The sequence below is a fragment of the Armatimonas rosea genome (assembly GCF_014202505.1).
GTDB classification, from domain to species: Bacteria; Armatimonadota; Armatimonadia; order Armatimonadales; family Armatimonadaceae; genus Armatimonas; species Armatimonas rosea.
In genome coordinates, this window is the sequence record NZ_JACHGW010000008.1 from 137,712 (window position 1) to 155,523 (window position 17,812).

Below are 17,812 nucleotides of genomic sequence, written 5' to 3' on the forward strand. Positions count from 1 at the left end.
TTTAAAGAGAGAGGCTGACCGACTTACCGCTCTCCAGCATGTAGATGTGCGCTTGGCTAAGCACAGGAGTCACACTACTGAGAGGGAAGTCCATGGCGATTAGCTCGGCATGCAAACTCTTTAGAAGTCCACGAAGCAGAGCCATCTGACGTGAGGAGTGGATTGTGGCATCTTGCAAAAAAGTAGCCAGAGTGTGGGCGGCTTCGTAGCGAGTGCAGACTGCTGGGAGAGGCTTGCCGGTCACCTGATTCATCGCTTCTCGTATCCCATCAAATGTTGGTAAGATAGCCGACGCTTGGGCTGGCTTGCGTTCATAGATTCGCGGCGGGTTTGCCGTGGCATTAAGGTTTAGATCAAGTACTACGGGGTTCTGTGTAGGAGTCTGTCCCCAGGCACTTGCTCCCATTATAGAAAACATTGCACCTATGAATCGTCTCATGAATATTGAGTTCCTTTTAGGTGTTTTGAGGGAGCGATTTTACATTTCGTTTCATCTGATTTTGATAAAAACACTGTCTCATGGTAGTGGGCTCGCAGGTCTGGTGGGAGCCAATAAAGAGCCGTGCCCTCGTGCCACTATGAGCGCTTCGCTAGCCGCCCCAGAACGAGTAGGGCTGGATGTCCAGCGCCCAGCCCACCAGGTGCCAGAACGAGCCCACGAGGCACTGTCCAAGGATCAGCCCGAGGAAGAAGGGCATGGCCTGGCGGTACAGACGCACGCCGCCGTAGCGCAGGATCAGGCCCTTGATGATCCAGGCAAAGAGCAGGGGCATCCACACCAGGTTCATGCTCCACGAGCCCGAGATGGCGTAGCCGATGGGGTGGAACGGCCACCAGGGGAACTTGATACGCGCGATCATCAGCAGGGCGCAGAAGAGAAAACCCACCCCCATCGCTCCGTTGGCGACCCAGTTGGGGGGCTGGGGCTGGGTGATCCAGCCATTGAGGCGGTTGTAGGCCTCCCCGGAGAAGCCTGTTCCCCCGCGCATCTTGCCTGAGGCACCAAAGTCGTAGGCCAGGTGCAGGTAGGCCCAGAACGCGAAGAACGCCCCAAATGCGCCCGCCAAGACCAGCCCCACAAACATCGTCCGCTGGCTCAGCTTGACATCCTTGGCCGCCTTGAGCCCCTCGACCGCAAAGGGCATCGGGTGCGAGCGGTAGGCGCGGTTGAACCAGTAGAAGAAGTTGAGGATGGTCAGGTCCTGCCCGGAGAACGCCGGGGTGCCAAACGAGCGGGTCAGGATATGGTCGGGGCCGGAGAAGTGCAGGTCATGGACCGGCGGGCCCAGCTCCGCGCGGATGCGACCCACGGCGAGGGCCAGCGCGATATAGAGAAAGAACGCGGCAAACGAGACCAGCGGCGAGAGTCCCATCCAGGCAAAGAAGGCCACCAGCGCCACAAAGCCTAGCAGGAACCCGATCAGCGCCTGGCGGTAGCTCAGCGCCTCCTGGGAGTCGTCGAGGTCTGTCTTCTCCTTCCAGATACTCTTCCACATCTGCCCGAAGTAGCTGCGCCCGTTCCAGAGCAGGAAGACCAGGATGGCGATATAGCCACCAAAGGCCTGCTCGCGCACAAACGGGAAGTCTGGTGTCACATCCCAGGCCATGAGCCGCGAGAGGATCAGCTGCGCCTTCCAGAACAGATAGAAGAACCAGCACGAGAAGAGCAGATCGAGCGGCAGGAGATACCCCAGCCCCACTGCAAAGGGATAGAACGAGTAGCACGTAAAGCCTGCCGCATTGAAGGGCGAGGTCGCGAAGATCCCCGTGCCGTCCACATCCGTGTGCTGGAGGTTGATCTTAGGGAGCTGCGGATAGAGCGATGCCAGCCCATTGAGGATCTCGACCGAGGCTACCAGCCCAAAGCCAACCCAGAAGAGCTTGTTGTTCCAGATGGTCTCTTTCTTCTGCTCGGTGAGCTGGAGCGGGAGCTCGATCACGGGGAAGGGGAGGCGCTCGCGGTCCTGCCAGCCCTGGCGCATGAGCACCGAGAGGCAGAGCATGGTCCAGAACAGCACCGCGACAAAGCCGGTCCAGAGCAGCACCGGGGTCTTCCAGGCGGCGAGATGCTCGGGGGTGTAGAGGGTGGAGTGGCCCTGGTAGAAGAGCTTGAGCGCCTCTTTCTCCGCGGGGGTATCGCCCACCATCACCGCCTTGGGCAGATAGGGGCCAAAGCGCTCCAGCCAGTTGTTGGTGGCGTTGCCCATCTGGTAGGGGTGGGCCAGCATCGGCAGCAGCGCCGAGCACATGTCCTGCCCCGCCAGTGCGCCGCCCACCGCGACCATGGCGTAGATCTGGAGGATCTCCGCCTGGGAGAGCGCGAGCTTGGGGGCAAAGCGCCGTAGCGGCCAGTTAAAGAGTAGCACGAGGCTCAGCAAGAACAGCGCATTGGCAAAGAGAGAGATCGTGGAGAAGTACGGCCCCTGCCCGACACGCTCCGCGCGGATGACCCAGAACGCATTGAGCAGGATAAGAACCAGCGCAATTGGAAAGGTCAGTAACCAGCGAACACGCACCGAGGGCGTTGAGTCTGCCATAGCGTCTAAGAGTTCGTGGAGCGGCACTGAAATTCCTGCTTTTTTATTGTAAGGATACTTTAGAAATTTTTGAGCGTGGTATACTCCTATCAACGCTGAGGAGCGCTGCAACCCGCGAGAGCGGACCAGGCTCAGCTATAGAACCGCGCTCACCTTGAGTCCACCAAGGTGGGCTTTTTCTTTGTACCGTGACGGTAAACGTCCGGCTTTGGGGCGTCGTGCCTCCGCCGCCTCGCTTCGCTCGGAAATTTACCGACGAGGAACGAGGAGGCGGCCGAAGGCCCCATAGCCGCACGATTTCCGTGCTGGCGCGTCCGCGCCCGTGTCGTACCAAGAATTTTTGTGAGAAAATTATGTCCGAGACCAAGACGGAAACCAAGACCCTCGCCACCGACTTTATCGTGGCCGATCTCTCCCTGGCCGACTGGGGCCGCAAGGAGATCGCGATCGCCGAGACCGAGATGCCCGGCCTGATGGCGATTCGCAAGGAGTACGCCGCTAGCCAGCCGCTCAAGGGCGCACGCATCACCGGCTCGCTGCACATGACTATCCAGACCGCCGTGCTGATCCAGACCTTGGAGGCGCTCGGAGCGCAGGTGCGCTGGGCGAGCTGTAATATCTTCTCGACCCAGGACCACGCCGCCGCCGCCATTGCCTACGGTGGCACCCCGGTCTTTGCCAAGAAGGGGGAGACCCTCGAAGAGTACTGGGACTACACCCACAAGATCTTTGAGTGGACCGACGGTGGCTTCACCAACATGATCCTCGACGATGGCGGGGATGCGACCCTGCTGCTGCACCTGGGCACCAAGGCCGAGTCCGATCTCTCCGTGCTGGACAACCCCAGCTCCGAGGAGGAGACCATCCTCTACGCCAGCATTAAGGCCAAGCTCGCCACCGACCCGACCTGGTACTCGACCCGGCTGGCCGAGGTGCGCGGTGTCACGGAGGAGACCACGACCGGAGTCCACCGCCTGCTGGAGATGAGCCGCAAGGGCGACCTGAAGCTGCGTGCCTTCAATGTCAACGACTCCGTGACCAAGTCCAAGTTCGATAACCTCTACGGCTGCCGTGAGAGCCTTGTCGATGGCATCAAGCGCGCCACCGATGTGATGATCGCCGGAAAAGTGGCCGTGGTCTGTGGCTACGGCGATGTGGGCAAGGGAAGCGCCCAGGCTCTGCGCGCCCTCTCCGCCCAGGTCTGGGTGACCGAGATCGACCCCATCAATGCGCTTCAAGCCGCGATGGAGGGCTACCGTGTCGTGACCATGGAGTACGCCGCCGACAAGGCCGATATCTTTGTGACCACGACGGGCAATAAGAGTGTCATCACCCGCGCCCACATGGACAACATGAAGGACCAGGCCATTGTCTGCAACATCGGGCACTTCGACAACGAGATCGATGTCGCGGGCCTGGAGAGCCTGGAGTGGGAGGAGATCAAGCCACAGGTCGATCACGTGATCTGGCCCGACGGCAAGCGCATCATCCTGCTGGCCAAGGGGCGCCTCGTCAATCTGGGCTGTGGCACCGGGCACCCGAGCTACGTCATGTCGTCCAGCTTCGCCAACCAGACCCTGGCGCAGATCGAGCTCTGGCAGCACCCCGACAAGTACGAGGTCGGCCAGGTCTATGTGCTCCCGAAGCACCTCGATGAGAAGGTCGCCCGCCTCCAGCTCTCCAAGCTCGGCGCGATGCTCACCGAGCTCACCCCGGAGCAGGCCGCCTATATCGGCGTCAAGCAAGAAGGCCCCTACAAGCCCGACACTTATCGGTACTAGGAACCTCTCCCACCCCCAGCCCCTCCCTCCCCTAAAGGCAAAGGAGGGGTATTTTTGTATCTATTCCAGTCCTAGTACAACCCCACGGAATCCAAGCTCATAGCTACGATGCTTTTGGCCGTAGAACGGAGAGCGTTTTGTTCGCCAGTCAGGGCCGCGTGTCGCCCGTGAAATCATGGGGGGAGGCGCGGCCTCTTTGGCTTTGATCTCCCGAGCGATCTCTTCAGCAACGAGGCGAATCTCTTCCTCGTCTGGTTCTGTGAGCTCATCACCCATGATGACATCGCAGGGATACTCTTCCCGAAAAGCCTGCCACTCCGCTTCAATCTGAGCCGCCGTAATCTCATCCAACGCATCTTGGCACCATTCGTAGATGCCAGATCCAATATGGAATTTGTTTACCGCTAGCTCCCATTGCTGCGTGGTGGGGAGTATCATTCCAGCCCACTGAAGATACGCCTGAGCATCTTCCCAACTGACCCCGACAACAAAACGATCTTTGTGAGCCATCCCACCGCCAACTTTCATGCTCCACGGGACAGAGAAGTTGGTGGCCTCACAAAACTCTTCCCACATAGCCACGGTGACAGGCACTCTACCGATATAAAACGCACTGTCACAATCAAGGGGAACGCTGACAAGCTTTGATTTATATTGTTCCAAGGTTCTCGGAGCGGAAAAGAAACTCATAGGCTACTTTCTCCCTCGTCGTCAAAGGGAAAAAGGCGCTCTAGTCTTTGGAGACGGTGCTCCATCTGCTCTAGCTCTCTTCGGAGTTCCTGGTGCGTTCGTCGTTCAAGGCGGCGCTCTTGCGCACGGAAACGCTGACGAATCAGAGGAGGGCGATTCAGATGGAGAAGATGGATCTGACGCTCTCCTGCTGGGGTAAGGGCAGTGAGGTATCCATCGGATTCTAGGCGCAAATTGGGATCGTCGGGCCAGTAATCCCCTTTGAAAGCGTTGCAGGCGAAGCAACAGTAAACCAGATTTTCGCGAGTATCCTGCCCTTGGGAGGCGACGGGCTGAAAGTGATCCAGGGTCAGCGCGGAGCCAACATCCTCTTCACAAACCCCACAGTAGCCACAACAGGCTCCATAAAGAGAACGTATCTCGCGACGTAGCCGGGCAGAGATCATGCGGCTTTGAGGAGCTGGGCGATCTCCGCATCTATCCGTCGCCGTCGTCGCTGAGCCACTTTCCAGGCATCTTCCAGGTTTTTGACGATGGCAGTCTTCTCTGCCAGGAGGCTCTCCAGACGCAGGTTACGCTCGCGTAGCTCGGCTGTCTCCGCTTCCATCCGATCGCTTGCTGCATCTAGGAGGGCATCGAACTCAGCAACGATTTTTTCGGTTTCGGGCATCAGATTCTCCGAGAGAGGGTTCAACAAGGGAAGAGTTTTTCCCTTCCCAACTTACCGCCACCGGGGAGAGAGCTATCTTCGGGTGCCGGGAAACTCGTAGTCCGGGTGGGCTTTGTGCAGCGCGTCGTTGTACTTTCGTGCGGCCCAAGGGACAAAAAGATGATCCGGGCCGGTCGCTGTCGCGTGGCAGGAGACACAGTTGGCGAGCTTTCCCTTCGCCAGGGGGCCGCCTTTCTCCCGGATGAAGAACTCCCAGTCGCCGCTGGCCGGGTTGTAGCCCGCCTCGCGCTTGATCATCCCCGCCACGCCCCCGAGCGAGTACTTGTCCTTCACCAGAACCGCTCCGGGTGGAAAAGTTGTGGCACCTGTCTTGAGGGCCTTCTCGGCGAGAGCATTGCTCAGCACGTTGATAACAGAGGAGGCATGGGGGCCACTGAGTTTTTCCGCGGCGGCGATCTCTTCGGGTAAAGGGCCGCGGCATAGCAGGGTCAGTACTTTATTGACGTGACGGTCTTTCTCCAAGACGCGGTAGCCGGAGTAGGCTTGTAGCACTTGCTCCGGGGTGGGGAGTGATGTAACTGGGGTAGGTCGCGGTGTAGGGGGCCTCTGGGAGAGCACCAGCACTCCTAGCCCCAACCCAACTCCCCCAACAACAATGTTTCCGATCAGACGCGGTATCATAGCGGCCTCCTAACCTGTAGTGTACCGCTTTAGCAAGGGGGACTACGGCAAGACGTGGGCGACGGCGGCGTTGGTGCCGATGGAGCAGGTGGGGTCGGTATCGAGGTTGTTGACGGTGTAGGTGCCGCCCGAGGGGCACGTGGGGGTGTTTCCCTTGATGTAGGTAGTCGAGCCGTTGCCACAGAATACCGAGAGGGCGGGCATGGTGGAGCCGGCGCTGAGGTGGTTGTCCATCGCGTACTGCTGCTTGGCAGAGTCGATCTGGCGGAGGTTGCGGACACACGAGCGCCCTTGTGACGACGCGCGCGCACGGATGAAGTTGGGAATCGCGATCGTCATCAGGACCGTGACAATGAGGATCGCTACCATGATCTCAATCAGGGTAAAGGCATTTCGGGCACGTTTCACACCGAGATTGTCGGTGTGAAACGTATTTTCCCTTAGCGCACGAAGTCGGACAGCAGCTGCGGCGTTGCCGTGTCGAAGCCGACCACATCTAAGCACCCACCATCGCTGGGATCGGCGATAGAGAAGCGATTGCTCACCATCCCCACGACGATTAGCTTGGCGGGGATGCCCATGGCCTGTCGGTAGTCGCGCAGGGCCTGCACCGGGTGCACCTTCCCGTGCCAGGTCTCCGAGTCCGTGTAGACCACGAAGGCATCGGCTTTCACCTGATTCTCCTTCGCCCAGAGCATCGGCTGGGCGCAGTCCGTGCTGCCAAACGGCAGGTTCGAGATGCCGCGAACCACATCATCGAGCCGCTGGCGGGGCGTGATTCTCAGCTCGGTCAGCTTGTCCTGGAACGCCACCATTCGGTAGTTGTCCTCGGTCGCCGCCGTGATCAGTGCCATCGCCGCCGACGCATCGCGCGGGGTGAGGCCGGGGATTCCTGCGATATCGCCAAAGCTCATCGAGCCCGAGACATCCAGTGCCAGCACCCAGCGCCTCTTGGTCGCCTCGACATTGCCGAAGCTCGCGTAGAACGCTGCATCCAGCGCATCCACCAGCTTGCCCACCGGCTTCCAGGTGCTACTCCCACGGACGCCCTTGCCCGACCCGTAGGTCTTGAGCGCCGCCAGCACCGCGATCGGATGAACCCGTGCCTTCTTCAGCGAGTCGGGGTTGGTCAGCCGCTCGCTGACGGCCTTGACCTGCTCGCTGTCCTCGAAGATGCCCACGCGGGTCAGGGTCGCCAGGTTCCGTAGCAGCGCCGTGAGCGGCATCCCACTTGCCAGCAGCGCCTCCCACACCGACTTCTCGGTCAGGAACGGGGTAGGGATCGCCTCGCGTGGCAGGTTGGTGTCACGGATCAGCCCCACAAGCTCCGCGGCTGTCTCCGCACGCTTCGCCTGCTCGAAGGCCGCGACCAGCGCGGGGATATTTTCCCCTGCACTTCCCTGCGTGATCCAGTGGTAGAGCGCCTTCTTCTGCTCGTTCTCCGGCTTGGGGTGACTCAGACGCAGCAGATCCCGGTGGCTCCAGCCATCGCGCTGCTGGTACTTGACCGCCTGGTAGGCCAGTGCATCGGCATCCTTCTGGGCGTACCACGCCCCGACGGCGTTGCGTAGCCCACGACCCCAGCCGCGCATGCCATCGACAAACTGCGCGAAGTGGAAGAGATGTGTCCCGGTCCGGCAGACGGTCGGTAGGGCGGCCAGTGCGGCAGCGCGTGTCTTGTCGTCGCCCTCCGCCGCCGCGATCGCCAGCGCAAAGATCGCCGGATCGTTCTTGGGTGCCCGGCCCGAGTCGGAGACCCGCGCAATGGTCTTCACCGCACGCAGACCGTCGGCCTGGACGCATGCCTGGACTGCCTGCGCGTTGTCTATTGTCAGCTTCTGCTCGCTGGCGTAGTACGAGCCGCCCTCAGAACCCAAGATCAAGAATCGCTCTAGCTGTGTCCAGCAGTCCACCGGGAAGCTGTAGCCCCCCGCCGAGTTGAGCACCTGCTTGGTGCCGGGAATCGGCTGGCTCTGCGGCGTCGCGTTCTTGTTTAAGATGTTCTTTAGGTAGCTCATTTTGTGTTTTCTCCTCGCGATTTCCCCCCTAACCCCCGCCCGGCGGGGGGACAATAAGGTAGGGAGTATTGGGAAATGTTTTTATGGCCGGCACGGCCTTCGTAGCGCGTAGCGCTCTCCAGTCCCGCCCCTCCAACGGGCGGGAAAAACAGGGGTGACAGGACTCGAACCTGCAACCTTTGGATTTGGAGTCCACTGCGCTACCATTGCGCCACACCCCTAGGAGATTTTGAAAGAAGGCAGAACGGGCAAGGAGCGCCGTCGGAGCTGTGTTTGGCTGGCAGGTTTTTCCGCTTGCGCGAAGACCAGCCGGTGTTGGCTTGATCAGATAACCCGATGGCTACGGCCCGTTCTTAAATTTTCCGCGATAGGAGCGGTGGGACTCGAACCCACGACCCGGCGATGAGAAATCGATAACCGTCACCTTCGGCCCGGCACTGCAACCAGGCAAGGGGCGGAAACGGAATTCCTGCTCTACCCAACTGAGCTACGCTCCTACAAAAACAACCGCAGCGGGCATTGAAAATACCCGGCTCCCCGAAAGGAGCGTCCCGAGGACGCGCAGGCGGCGTATCCCTCTGCGTCCTCGGGACGCTCCCTCTTCTTAGCCGAGGACTTTCAGCCCCCGGCAAGGGTGAAACAGGCGCGAAGGTGGGACTTGAACCCACGCTCTCCAGATTATGAGACTGGCGACTTAACCGCTTGTCCACTTCGCAGCAGTGCCCGCGGCGTGTCAACCACTGGCGAGAGCAATATCGCAGGGTTTTATGTCCGTGCTAAAATAGTCCATGAAAAAAATCAGCCGACGAGAGATGGTAACGGGAGCCGCCGTGGCGGCGGTGGGGGCGCTGGCGGGCGAGGCCGAGGCGCAGGAGACCGCAAAGAGTGAGAAGCTGACCACGGGCGAGCTCGCGGCTGCCGATAGGCTGATTGGGCGAGAGACCACGGAGGCGGAGCGGGCGCAGCTTCTGACGGGGATGCCAGGGTTCCAGCAGAGCCTCAAGGCCGTACGTACCAGCGCGCTGATCGGGCAGCTCCCACCCGCCTTTCACTTCAACCCGGTGATCGCGGGGGTGACCCTGCCCACGGGCAAGAGCGAGGTCAAGCTCTCCAAGGCCAAGACTCCCAAGTTTGAGGGCGATCTCAAGAGCCTGGCCTTTGCCAGTGTCGCGACCCTCACGCGCCTCTTGGTGACCAAGAAGCTCACCAGTGTCCAGCTCACAGAGATGTATTTGGAGCGGCTGCGCACCTACGGCCCGCGCCTCTTGTGCGTGGTCTCGCTTCTGGAGGACACGGCGCGGGAGCAGGCTGAGCAGGCCGATAAGGAAATCGCGGCGGGCAAGTGGCGCGGGCCGCTGCATGGGATTCCCTACGGGCTCAAGGACCTCTTTTTTGTGAAGGGCACCCGCACCACCTTTGGCGCGCCGCCCTATAAAAACCAGACCCTGGAGGGGCTTGAGGCGACGGTCGCGACGCGCCTGCGTGACGCCGGGGCGGTGCTCTGTGCCAAGTTCTCGATGGGGGAGCTGGCGATGGGCGATGTCTGGTTTGGCGGGATCACGCGCAACCCGTGGGACGTCACCCGGGGCTCGTCGGGGTCGTCGGCGGGCTCGGCGAGCGCGGTGGCGGCGGGGCTGGTGGGCTTTGCCATTGGCACCGAGACCTACGGGAGCATCGTCTCCCCGAGCCGTGAGTGCGGCGCGACCGGCCTGCGCCCCACCTTTGGCCGGGTCTCCCGCCACGGCGCGATGGCCCTCTCCTGGACCATGGACAAGATCGGCCCGATCTGCCGCAGTGTCGAGGACTGTGCGCTGGTCTTTGCGGCGATCCACGGCCCCGATGGCCACGACGACAGTGTCTTGGAGAACATTCCCTTTAGCTGGCGGCCCGAGAGCAAGCTCTCCGCGCTCCGGGTGGGCTTCGATGAGGCGGGCTTTGAGCGGGCGAGTGGGGCGCAAAAAGAAGTGCTGACCGTGCTCCGAGGGCTGGGAGTCGTGCCCAAGCCCGTCAAGCTCCCCAAGCTGGACCCCGCGTACGGGGCGATCCCGGGCCTGACCATTCATGCGGAGGGGGCGGCGGCGTTTGCGGAGCTAGCGGCCTCGGGGGGACTGCGGGAGCTGGTGCAGCAGGGCAACAACGCTTGGCCCAATACGTTCCGTGAGGGCGCACTCGTCCCCGCCGCCGACTACCTCCAAGCCCAGCGTGTTCGTCGCCGGCTCCAGCAAGAGATGGTCGCCGCGCTCAGTGCGGTCGATGTCTACGTCACACCCGCGGGGAGTGCGCCCAGCATCACCTACACCAACCTCACAGGGCACCCCACCCTGCTTACCCGCTGCGGCAAGAGCGAGCGCGGCCTCCCAATCTCAATCGAGTTCACGGGGAACCTCTTCCGCGAGGAGGCGATCTTGCGCCTCGCCTTCGCCTACGAGCAAGCAACCGAGTGGCATACCCAGTGGCCCGCTGTGGAAAATCTCCCAGTCGAGCCTCCCGCCCTCAAACGCTGATTTTAGGGAACATCCTTCTGCCTCTCTGCGACAAATACACCGGATGAAAGGTAGAAGGAATGAATAAAGTGATGGAGCTGCTCTCTACTAAAGGCGTAGAACTTGGTCAGCAGCTGTTGATGGCATTTTTAGCATTTATTGTAGGGCGCTGGGTCATTGGTATGGCAGGGAAGCTCCTGACAACCTCGATGTCGCGCCAGAAAATCGACTCCACCCTGACACAGTACGCCGTTTCTGTGGTTACAGGGGTCTTAAATATCATCTTGGTGATCTCGATTTTGGGAATCCTCGGAATCCAGACCACGAGTTTTGCCGCACTTCTTGCCGCTGCCGGTCTTGCCGTCGGCACCGCGATGAGCGGCCTGCTCTCCAACTTTGCCTCAGGGGTCTTTCTGATGGTACTGCGCCCCTTCAAGGTGGGAGACTTTATCAGCGCGGGGGGGATCACGGGCACGGTGACCGAGATTGGGATCTTCGCTAGTAAGATCAACACCCCGGACAATGTCCTAACAGTCGTGGGCAATGGCAAGATTTTTGCGGATAACATCCAAAACTTCTCCCACAATGCCTACCGCCGTGTGGACCTCACGCGCCACTTCGGTGCGGATGCCAATCTCCCAATGATTGCCTCGGAGCTACAGCAACGCCTGCTGGCGATCCCAAATGTCTTGAGTGAGCCTGCACCCAATATCGAGATTCTGGAGTTTCGTGCCGGGGGGCCACTGCTGGCCATTCGTCCCTACTGTCACAACGATAGCTACTGGCAGGTCTACTTCGACTCCAACAAGGCGATCTTGGCCTACTGTGACGAGAAGGGCTTCGCCGCTCCCGAGCAGGCTGTAGTGGTGCGCCAGCACTAGCCTTCAGGCACCCTGCGAGAGCTGAGCCGGGTGGAGGGTCTCTCCGCCCGGTCTTGCATTTTTTTTGTTCAGGTTGTTTAATATCTCTACCCAATCGGTTGGGGGAAAACTTCATTCTATGGAAGAGCCTGGACGTCGCCGCTCCGTGCGGCTTGAAGATATCGCTCAGCGTGTCGGAGTCTCCCGCTCGGAGGTCTCGCGCGTGCTCAACAACCGCCTACGCGAGGGCCGCAGTGTTGGGGTGGAGAAGCAGCAGCACATCCGGCGTGTGGCGCAAGAGCTGGGCTACCAGCCCAACAAGGCCGCGCAGAACCTTGCCCAAGGCCGCACCGATACGATTGGGCTGGTGGTCGAGCCGGGAGGGGACTACGAGCTCTCGCCGCACTACCATGAGATTATCGGGGCCCTCACCGGAACCCTGAGCGAGTTTGGCCTCCAGCTCCTGCTCCACTCCTGGAAAGACAATGCCGCTGACTCCTTGGCCCAGCTCGCCCGTGCCCGGAGCTGCGATCTTCTGGTGCTCACGGACATGCGCACCGACGATCCCCGGCCGGCGCTGCTACGGGCGATGAACCAGCCCTTTGTGATCCGTGGGACGGCGCTGGAGCCCGAGAGTCTCGCGGTGGGGATGGACAACCACGCCGTGGGAAAGCTTGCGGTCGAGTACCTGGCAGGCTGGGGGCACCGCCGGATCTTTTTCCAGAATATTGGACGGGACTTTCGGGCGGGAGAGGGGCGCTACCAAGGCTACCTGGACGCTTGCAGGGGACTGGGCCTGGAGCAGAGCGCGCGCTACGAAGATCGTGTCTGGGGAGAAGAGGGACTCTATGCCTACACCCGCTCCCTCTTCACCCAGCCCGACCCGCCGACGGCGATCTTTGCCTCCGATGAGCTGGGGGCGCTGGGGGTACTGCGCGCCCTGAGTGATCTGGGGAAGCGTGTCCCCGAGGATGTCTCCGTGCTCACCTGTCTGAACGCGCGGTTCATGCGCCGCATCCTGCCGACCACCACCACGATCCTAGTCCGACAGCACGAGGTTGCCGCAGAGGTGGGGCGCACGGTGGGGCGGCTCCTGAGCGGTGAGCCGGTCGAGCGCAAGCAGTACTACCTCTCCCCCCTCCTGGAGGAGCGCGGCTCCTGTGCACCACCGGCTGCTTAGGCTACAATAGCCCATGCACATTCTCTGTATTGGCGCCCACCCCGACGACAACGAGCTCAATGTGGGGGGGCTGGCCACCCGCCTGCGCCGTCGCGGCGACTCGGTAAAGTTTGTCTCGGTGACCAATGGCGATAAAGGGCACTTCGCCGATGAGTACAAGATCGCCCCTGAGGCGCTGGCGGCCCGGCGGCTGATCGAGGCCCAAGAGGCGGCGGCGGTGATTGGAGCGAGCTACGAGACCCTGGGCGTGCACGACGGCGAGGTCTATGTCGATCTACCCAGCACCGAGGCGATGGTGCGCTGCCTGCGCCGCTTTGGCGAGCCCGGCAAGGGCCCCGATCTCGTGCTCTTCAACCGCCCCCTCGACTACCACCGGGACCACCGCTACACCGCTCAGCTTGTCTTAGACGCCACCTACATGCTCACCGTCCCGCTGATGTGCCCCGATACGCGCCACCTGGACCGCATGCCGGTCTTTGCTTATTGGTACGACGATTTCAAAGACATCCAGCCCTTTGTCGCCGAGATTCAGGTGCCGATCGACGACTGCCTCGATGAGAAGACCCACATGGTCTGCCACCATGAGTCGCAGTTTTTTGAGTGGCTCCCCTACAATGCCGGTGTTCTCCACGAAGTCCCCGCCGATGAGGCGGGCCGCCGTGCCCGTGTGCGAAGGATTGTCGAGCGCCGCGGTGCCTACCGCGCCGAGCGCTCCGCCGCCGCTCGAATCAAGGGGGGCACCTGCCAGCACGCCGAGGCCTTTCGGGTCTGTGAGTACGGCCGCCAGCCCGAAGGCGACGAGCTACGGCACCTTTTTGGGCTGGACTGAGCCTTCGTCGTTTTGCTCCGCTTCCTTGATGGTCACGGTGAGCTTGAGCAGAGGCATGGTAGCTCGCATTGCACGGCCGCCTCCCCCAAAACCGCCGAATCCCCCCGCGCCGCCACCGAGCGCGCCTGTCTGTGCACCAGGTTTTTGCACCGCACGCGTAGCGGGCTCCTGGTCGCTACCGGGCCGGCTATTCGTGACGGGTGGGGTCTCGGTGAGGGCACCAAGGGCCTTCATGCGCTCTAGTAGCGGCTCTCGTCCTGAGGCGGACACACGCAGCTCTAGCTCGGGGCTCTCGCTACTGAGGTCCACCTCCAGCTCCGCCGCGAGCTTCCGAAGCGCCTCTTGGGTCTCGGCTTTCTTCCCCTTGGGAACGGTGAGCGTGTAGGCTGTCGGGGGGGCGAGTTTTGCCTTTGCGCCAAAGCCTCCTCCAAAACCAGAAGCGCCTCTCGCGATTGCTTGCTCGGACCTTTTGTCGGAACTGTCCTTCTTTGCCATTCCCAAGCTCTCGTTTCCCGCTTGGTCAGGACTGAGCGAGGGCTCGGGGAGATGGATATACCGCCTCTCGCTGTTGGATCGGAGCTTGAGCTGCTCCGCGGTGGAGGCCGCCAGTGCTTGCTCCCCGGCCCGCGCGGTGTCTAGCTCCGCGCGGCGGGGCGCGGCGAGAGGAGGCTGAGGCAGGTTCGCCGCTTTTGGCGCGACCCTCTCGGCGTCTTCCTTGACCGGGGACACAGGTGCTGCGGGGCGGCTTGCGGAGGCTACGCCCGCAAGTGCCATCTGGGCGGTTTTCTTCTCAGGGAGGGCTGCTACGGCAGGCGCACCCATCCCGGTGTCTTGGGCGAGACTCTCCCCTGTGCTTTGTATTTGGGGAGCCACGGCGGGGCTGACAGTCTTTGCGACTTCGACGGCGGCACTCGTCTGCGGGGTAGCCGAGCCGGAGGTGCGCACCCAGAGCCAGGCGGCGCAGCCCATCGCCAGGACCCCGCTAAAGGCCGCCATGGGGCCAGGGCGACGCCAGAAAGGCAGAGAGAAGGGACGGGGCGCGGCTGACTCTGGGAGGCTGGCGAGGATGCGGGCGCGCAGAGCATCGGGGAGCGGTGCGGCCGCGGGCAAGGCCTCGACCAGTGTCGTGGAGAGCAGGCGGAGCCCCTCCAGCTCGCTCTGGCAGGCTGCGCAGTCGGTGAGGTGGCGCTCGACCGCCACGCGGCGGGCTGTGGGGAGCTCGCCATCGAGGTAGGCCTTCAGGTCCTCTTGCAAGGCGCTCTTACACTCAGGCACGGACGTAGCCCTCCAGCTGGACGCGGAGCTTGCGAAACGCATGAAAGAGCCGCGACTTGACGGTCCCCACGGGCACCCCCAGCGCGGTGGCGCACTCGCTGTAGGTGAGGCCGTGGAGCTCGTGCAGCACGACAATCTGGCGGTGCTCTTCGGTAAGCGTGCCCAGGGCCGTCTCCAAAGTCCGCGCCAGCTCTTTACGGGCAGCGGCACGCTCGGGGGCATCGGTCTCGGAGGCGGCCAGCGGGAGGTCGTCGTAGGGGACGCTCTCCGGTTTCTGACGGGCACGGTGTTTCAGGCAGTGGTTCATGGCAACCCGGTAGATGAAGGTCGAGAGGGCGGCCTCTCCCCGGAACTTGGGCAGGCTGGCATGCAGCGCCACAAAGATCTCCTGGGTGAGGTCGTCGGCGTCGGCGTCACAGCGGGCGTAGCGACGTGCAAGCCCATGGACTCGTCCTCCGAACGTGTCCAGGAGCCAAGCAAACGCCGCTGCATCGCCACGACGCAGTCCCGCGATCCAGCGGGCCTCCTCCGATTTCATCGTCGCTTCTTTTGTACCAGAAAGCCGCCTGAGGGTTCAAAAGATTCTCCGTGCTGAGGAATCTTTAGCTGTCCCGCCGCTGCCGTGCGAGCCCGAGGCCAGCCACTCCCAAGGCGAGCAAGCCCAGTGTCCCCGGCTCGGGTGCAGACGACGAGAGCGTGACAATGCTAAAGTGGCGGAAGCTCGCACCCACCTGATTCAGGATGCTCGTGGTGGTGTTGGTGGTCGTGTTGATACGCTCCAGCCGGGTCCCCGCCGAGTAGATCAGCTCGCCATTGCCCAGCTCCCAGACACCGCGGACACCCAGCCCGGGCGCGTAGGTCGCCACTTGGGTCCCGCTGTTGACCCCCGTGTACTCGTAGATCGCTGTGGGAAGCGAGAAGCCCGAGACCACGAGGTTGCCATTGCTACGGGTGACAAGCTGCTGGGGGAAGTTGAGCTCCGTGCTGCCGTTGGAGTTGTAGTACTTGCCCAGGTAGGTTCCGCTCAGGTCAAAGCGCTCAATATCGTCGCTGGTGCTATCGGTGATCAGCACATCGTTTGTCCGAAACAGAATATTCCAGGGAGACGCACTCGCCGTCGGAAGGGTAGCAAAGGTCGAGAGAGTGTTGGTGGTCAGGTCGTAGCGCTGGACGGTTCCCGCGAGGGTGCCGCCTCCGACAGAGATATAGAGGCTTCCCCCCCGGACGGCGATTCCTCGCAGGTTGCTAATTCCCTGCGCGGAGCCCACCACGGTTCCGAGAAATGCCCCGCTGTAGCTGTACTCCCGCACGGAGTTGACCACCTGATCGCTCACCAATATGGTCCCCCGCCCGCTATCAATTGCCTGGATCGGGGTGGTGAAGTTCAGGTCCGTGATGAAGTTCGCATTGATAATCGCTCCAGTGTTGGGGTCCAGGGCCAGGATGCGGTCGTTGCCGGAGTCAGGGACCAAGAGATAGGTCTGGGCATGGGCGATCCCGGCAAGGGTGAGCAGAGGGAGCAGGACAAGAAAGCGCTTGAGTGTTGACATGCCCGCAATAGTACTTAATTCTCTGTGGAATTAGCAAGCTCAAGCCACCTGGCGATAAGGACAAAGAATGAGTTTCGAGCAAGACCTAGCACGAGGCCGTGGCCGCGCGGTGCTTTTCCTACAAAGCGCCGACCAGGCCACTCGTGAGCGCTACCGTGAGCCGATTCTCCACGCCTGCTGCAACAACTACGCCTACGATACTCAGATTGAAGGGAGCCGTGATGCCTATCTTCTGGACATGCTGGAAGTCACCAAAGATATTGCTTGGTATACCCCCCACCTCCGTGCCGCTTTCTACGATCCCACTCTCGACACCGATCAGCTCTTTGGCCTCTGCACTCGGCTCCACCAGCGTGGGCACGCCGATTTCACGACTGACCTCTACGCTGCCGCCGAGCAACTTGCCGCACAGGGAAACTACGACTGGGACGATAAGCTGCTTGCCTTGGGAGATGCAAAAACCTGGCAGCATATTGCAGTGCTCTTGGGCACCTACCCGCTGCCCGAGGACGAGGACTGGCGTCTGGACTACCTCTACGAGGAGGCGCAGAAACTTCTCGGACGGCGTGTTGCACGTCATGCTGCGCCGCGTGACGTCATCTTTGCGATCCTTGCGCTACGGTTTCAGCGGCGACGGGAACGGAAGCGCAATAGGACCACCTATCGTGCGCCCGATCTAAGCGAGCCGATGCCAAAAAACACCGAGGCACTCAAGCGCTGGCTCATTCGTTTTCGCAATCGGCCTTTCCCCGGTGATCCTGCCGATCTGATTGCCCTCACCTACCACGAGAACCCGTATGTTACTTGGCGCGCGATGCTTGCCCTCGGAAACCTCACCGATCCACGCATCCGTACCCGTGCTCTTGAAGCTCTCGCCGACCCCGAGGAAGCACTCTACCCCGCCGCTGTCCGACTCCTCGCACGCAACACAGATGCACGTGACCTTGTGCTTCTGACAGGGCTTTTCCGCGATATACAGGCGCGCAACGAAGAAAGCCAAGTCTACACCTTTAGTGTCCACTTCCGCGACTACGCCAAAGGCAACCCTGAGCTACCACTCACACCGCTCCTGCTCAGCATCTACGAAAACACTCCTAGCTCTTTCACTCGCCGTACCTATGTTGAGCTTCTCCTGTCGCGCAACGACGCACCCCCTTGGCTCCTGACAGAGTGTCGCTACGACTGCGACGAAGAAACCCGCTCCCATGTCGCGGAGCGACTTTGAGGCCGCGGGCCAGCAGGGCAAGGCCCGGTGTCC

At 61.6% G+C, this 17,812-nt stretch carries 17 protein-coding genes, 3 tRNA genes and 1 riboswitch; of the genes, 6 read left to right on the top strand and 14 right to left on the bottom strand.

Annotated features, from left to right (window positions below; translation table 11 throughout):
* Position 1: 1 nt before the first annotated feature.
* Positions 2 to 253 (bottom strand): hypothetical protein, encoded by a 252-nt coding sequence (locus tag HNQ39_RS27810; protein ID WP_184203871.1) that lies wholly within the window; start codon positions 251 to 253, stop codon positions 2 to 4.
* 337 nt (positions 254 to 590) lie between these two features.
* On the bottom strand, positions 591 to 2,537 hold the full coding sequence (locus HNQ39_RS27815) for a DUF6785 family protein (RefSeq protein ID WP_184203872.1): 1,947 nt from the start codon (positions 2,535 to 2,537) through the stop codon (positions 591 to 593).
* A 93-nt stretch (positions 2,538 to 2,630) separates the two neighbouring features.
* Positions 2,631 to 2,695, top strand: a riboswitch (S-adenosyl-L-homocysteine riboswitch).
* Positions 2,696 to 2,890: 195 nt separating this feature from the next.
* On the opposite strand from HNQ39_RS27815, the gene ahcY reads away from it, so the two are divergent.
* On the top strand, positions 2,891 to 4,318 hold the full coding sequence (gene ahcY / locus HNQ39_RS27820; protein WP_184203873.1) for an adenosylhomocysteinase: 1,428 nt from the start codon (positions 2,891 to 2,893) through the stop codon (positions 4,316 to 4,318).
* 60 nt (positions 4,319 to 4,378) lie between these two features.
* On the opposite strand, the gene HNQ39_RS27825 is transcribed toward ahcY, so the two are convergent.
* The 9 genes from HNQ39_RS27825 to HNQ39_RS27865 all read right to left on the bottom strand — a co-directional run bounded on the left by HNQ39_RS27825 (position 4,379) and on the right by HNQ39_RS27865 (position 9,093).
* Positions 4,379 to 5,008, bottom strand: coding sequence for a formylglycine-generating enzyme family protein (locus HNQ39_RS27825; protein ID WP_184203874.1), 630 nt, complete (start codon positions 5,006 to 5,008; stop codon positions 4,379 to 4,381).
* Positions 5,005 to 5,454, bottom strand: a complete 450-nt coding sequence (locus HNQ39_RS30895; protein WP_184203875.1) for an HNH endonuclease — start codon at positions 5,452 to 5,454, stop codon at positions 5,005 to 5,007. Before HNQ39_RS30895 ends, HNQ39_RS27825 begins: the two co-directional genes overlap by 4 nt.
* Positions 5,451 to 5,678, bottom strand: coding sequence for a hypothetical protein (locus HNQ39_RS27835; protein ID WP_184203876.1), 228 nt, complete (start codon positions 5,676 to 5,678; stop codon positions 5,451 to 5,453). Before HNQ39_RS27835 ends, HNQ39_RS30895 begins: the two co-directional genes overlap by 4 nt.
* Before the next feature lie 72 nt (positions 5,679 to 5,750).
* Positions 5,751 to 6,359: a cytochrome P460 family protein gene (locus HNQ39_RS27840; RefSeq protein ID WP_184203877.1), complete on the bottom strand. Its 609-nt coding sequence runs from the start codon at positions 6,357 to 6,359 to the stop codon at positions 5,751 to 5,753.
* Positions 6,360 to 6,401: 42 nt separating this feature from the next.
* Positions 6,402 to 6,767, bottom strand: coding sequence for a competence type IV pilus major pilin ComGC (locus HNQ39_RS27845; RefSeq protein ID WP_184203878.1), 366 nt, complete (start codon positions 6,765 to 6,767; stop codon positions 6,402 to 6,404).
* A 32-nt stretch (positions 6,768 to 6,799) separates the two neighbouring features.
* Complete coding sequence (locus tag HNQ39_RS27850) at positions 6,800 to 8,377, bottom strand: TROVE domain-containing protein (protein ID WP_184203879.1); 1,578 nt, start codon at positions 8,375 to 8,377, stop codon at positions 6,800 to 6,802.
* 149 nt (positions 8,378 to 8,526) lie between these two features.
* A tRNA-Trp gene (locus HNQ39_RS27855) sits at positions 8,527 to 8,598 on the bottom strand.
* A gap of 147 nt (positions 8,599 to 8,745) precedes the next feature.
* Positions 8,746 to 8,874: transfer RNA gene (locus HNQ39_RS27860), tRNA-OTHER, on the bottom strand.
* 146 nt (positions 8,875 to 9,020) lie between these two features.
* Positions 9,021 to 9,093, bottom strand: a tRNA-Met gene (locus tag HNQ39_RS27865).
* A gap of 72 nt (positions 9,094 to 9,165) precedes the next feature.
* Between HNQ39_RS27865 and HNQ39_RS27870 the strand changes: the two genes are divergently transcribed.
* From HNQ39_RS27870 to HNQ39_RS27885, 4 genes are all read left to right on the top strand, one after another.
* Positions 9,166 to 10,881, top strand: coding sequence for an amidase (locus tag HNQ39_RS27870; RefSeq protein WP_221290402.1), 1,716 nt, complete (start codon positions 9,166 to 9,168; stop codon positions 10,879 to 10,881).
* A 59-nt stretch (positions 10,882 to 10,940) separates the two neighbouring features.
* On the top strand, positions 10,941 to 11,741 hold the full coding sequence (locus HNQ39_RS27875) for a mechanosensitive ion channel family protein (protein ID WP_184203880.1): 801 nt from the start codon (positions 10,941 to 10,943) through the stop codon (positions 11,739 to 11,741).
* A 118-nt stretch (positions 11,742 to 11,859) separates the two neighbouring features.
* The gene (locus HNQ39_RS27880) at positions 11,860 to 12,900 is read left to right on the top strand and encodes a LacI family DNA-binding transcriptional regulator (RefSeq protein ID WP_184203881.1); all 1,041 of its coding nucleotides are present in this window, start codon (positions 11,860 to 11,862) and stop codon (positions 12,898 to 12,900) included.
* A 13-nt stretch (positions 12,901 to 12,913) separates the two neighbouring features.
* Positions 12,914 to 13,729: a PIG-L deacetylase family protein gene (locus HNQ39_RS27885; RefSeq protein ID WP_184203882.1), complete on the top strand. Its 816-nt coding sequence runs from the start codon at positions 12,914 to 12,916 to the stop codon at positions 13,727 to 13,729.
* Here HNQ39_RS27885 and HNQ39_RS27890 read toward each other — a convergent pair.
* The 3 genes from HNQ39_RS27890 to HNQ39_RS27900 all read right to left on the bottom strand — a co-directional run bounded on the left by HNQ39_RS27890 (position 13,703) and on the right by HNQ39_RS27900 (position 16,554).
* Positions 13,703 to 15,004: a zf-HC2 domain-containing protein gene (locus HNQ39_RS27890; protein WP_184203883.1), complete on the bottom strand. Its 1,302-nt coding sequence runs from the start codon at positions 15,002 to 15,004 to the stop codon at positions 13,703 to 13,705. The two genes, HNQ39_RS27885 and HNQ39_RS27890, sit on opposite strands and share 27 nt — an antisense overlap.
* Positions 14,997 to 15,542 carry an RNA polymerase sigma factor gene (locus tag HNQ39_RS27895; protein WP_184203884.1) on the bottom strand — a complete coding sequence of 182 codons (546 nt, stop codon included), beginning with the start codon at positions 15,540 to 15,542 and terminating at the stop codon, positions 14,997 to 14,999. The genes HNQ39_RS27890 and HNQ39_RS27895 overlap by 8 nt, the downstream gene beginning before the upstream one ends.
* 64 nt (positions 15,543 to 15,606) lie before the next feature.
* On the bottom strand, positions 15,607 to 16,554 hold the full coding sequence (locus HNQ39_RS27900; RefSeq protein WP_184203885.1) for a PEP-CTERM sorting domain-containing protein: 948 nt from the start codon (positions 16,552 to 16,554) through the stop codon (positions 15,607 to 15,609).
* A 67-nt stretch (positions 16,555 to 16,621) separates the two neighbouring features.
* Here HNQ39_RS27900 and HNQ39_RS27905 point away from each other — a divergent pair, with 67 nt between their 5' ends.
* Positions 16,622 to 17,779, top strand: coding sequence for a HEAT repeat domain-containing protein (locus tag HNQ39_RS27905; protein ID WP_184203886.1), 1,158 nt, complete (start codon positions 16,622 to 16,624; stop codon positions 17,777 to 17,779).
* Positions 17,780 to 17,812: the final 33 nt, after the last annotated feature.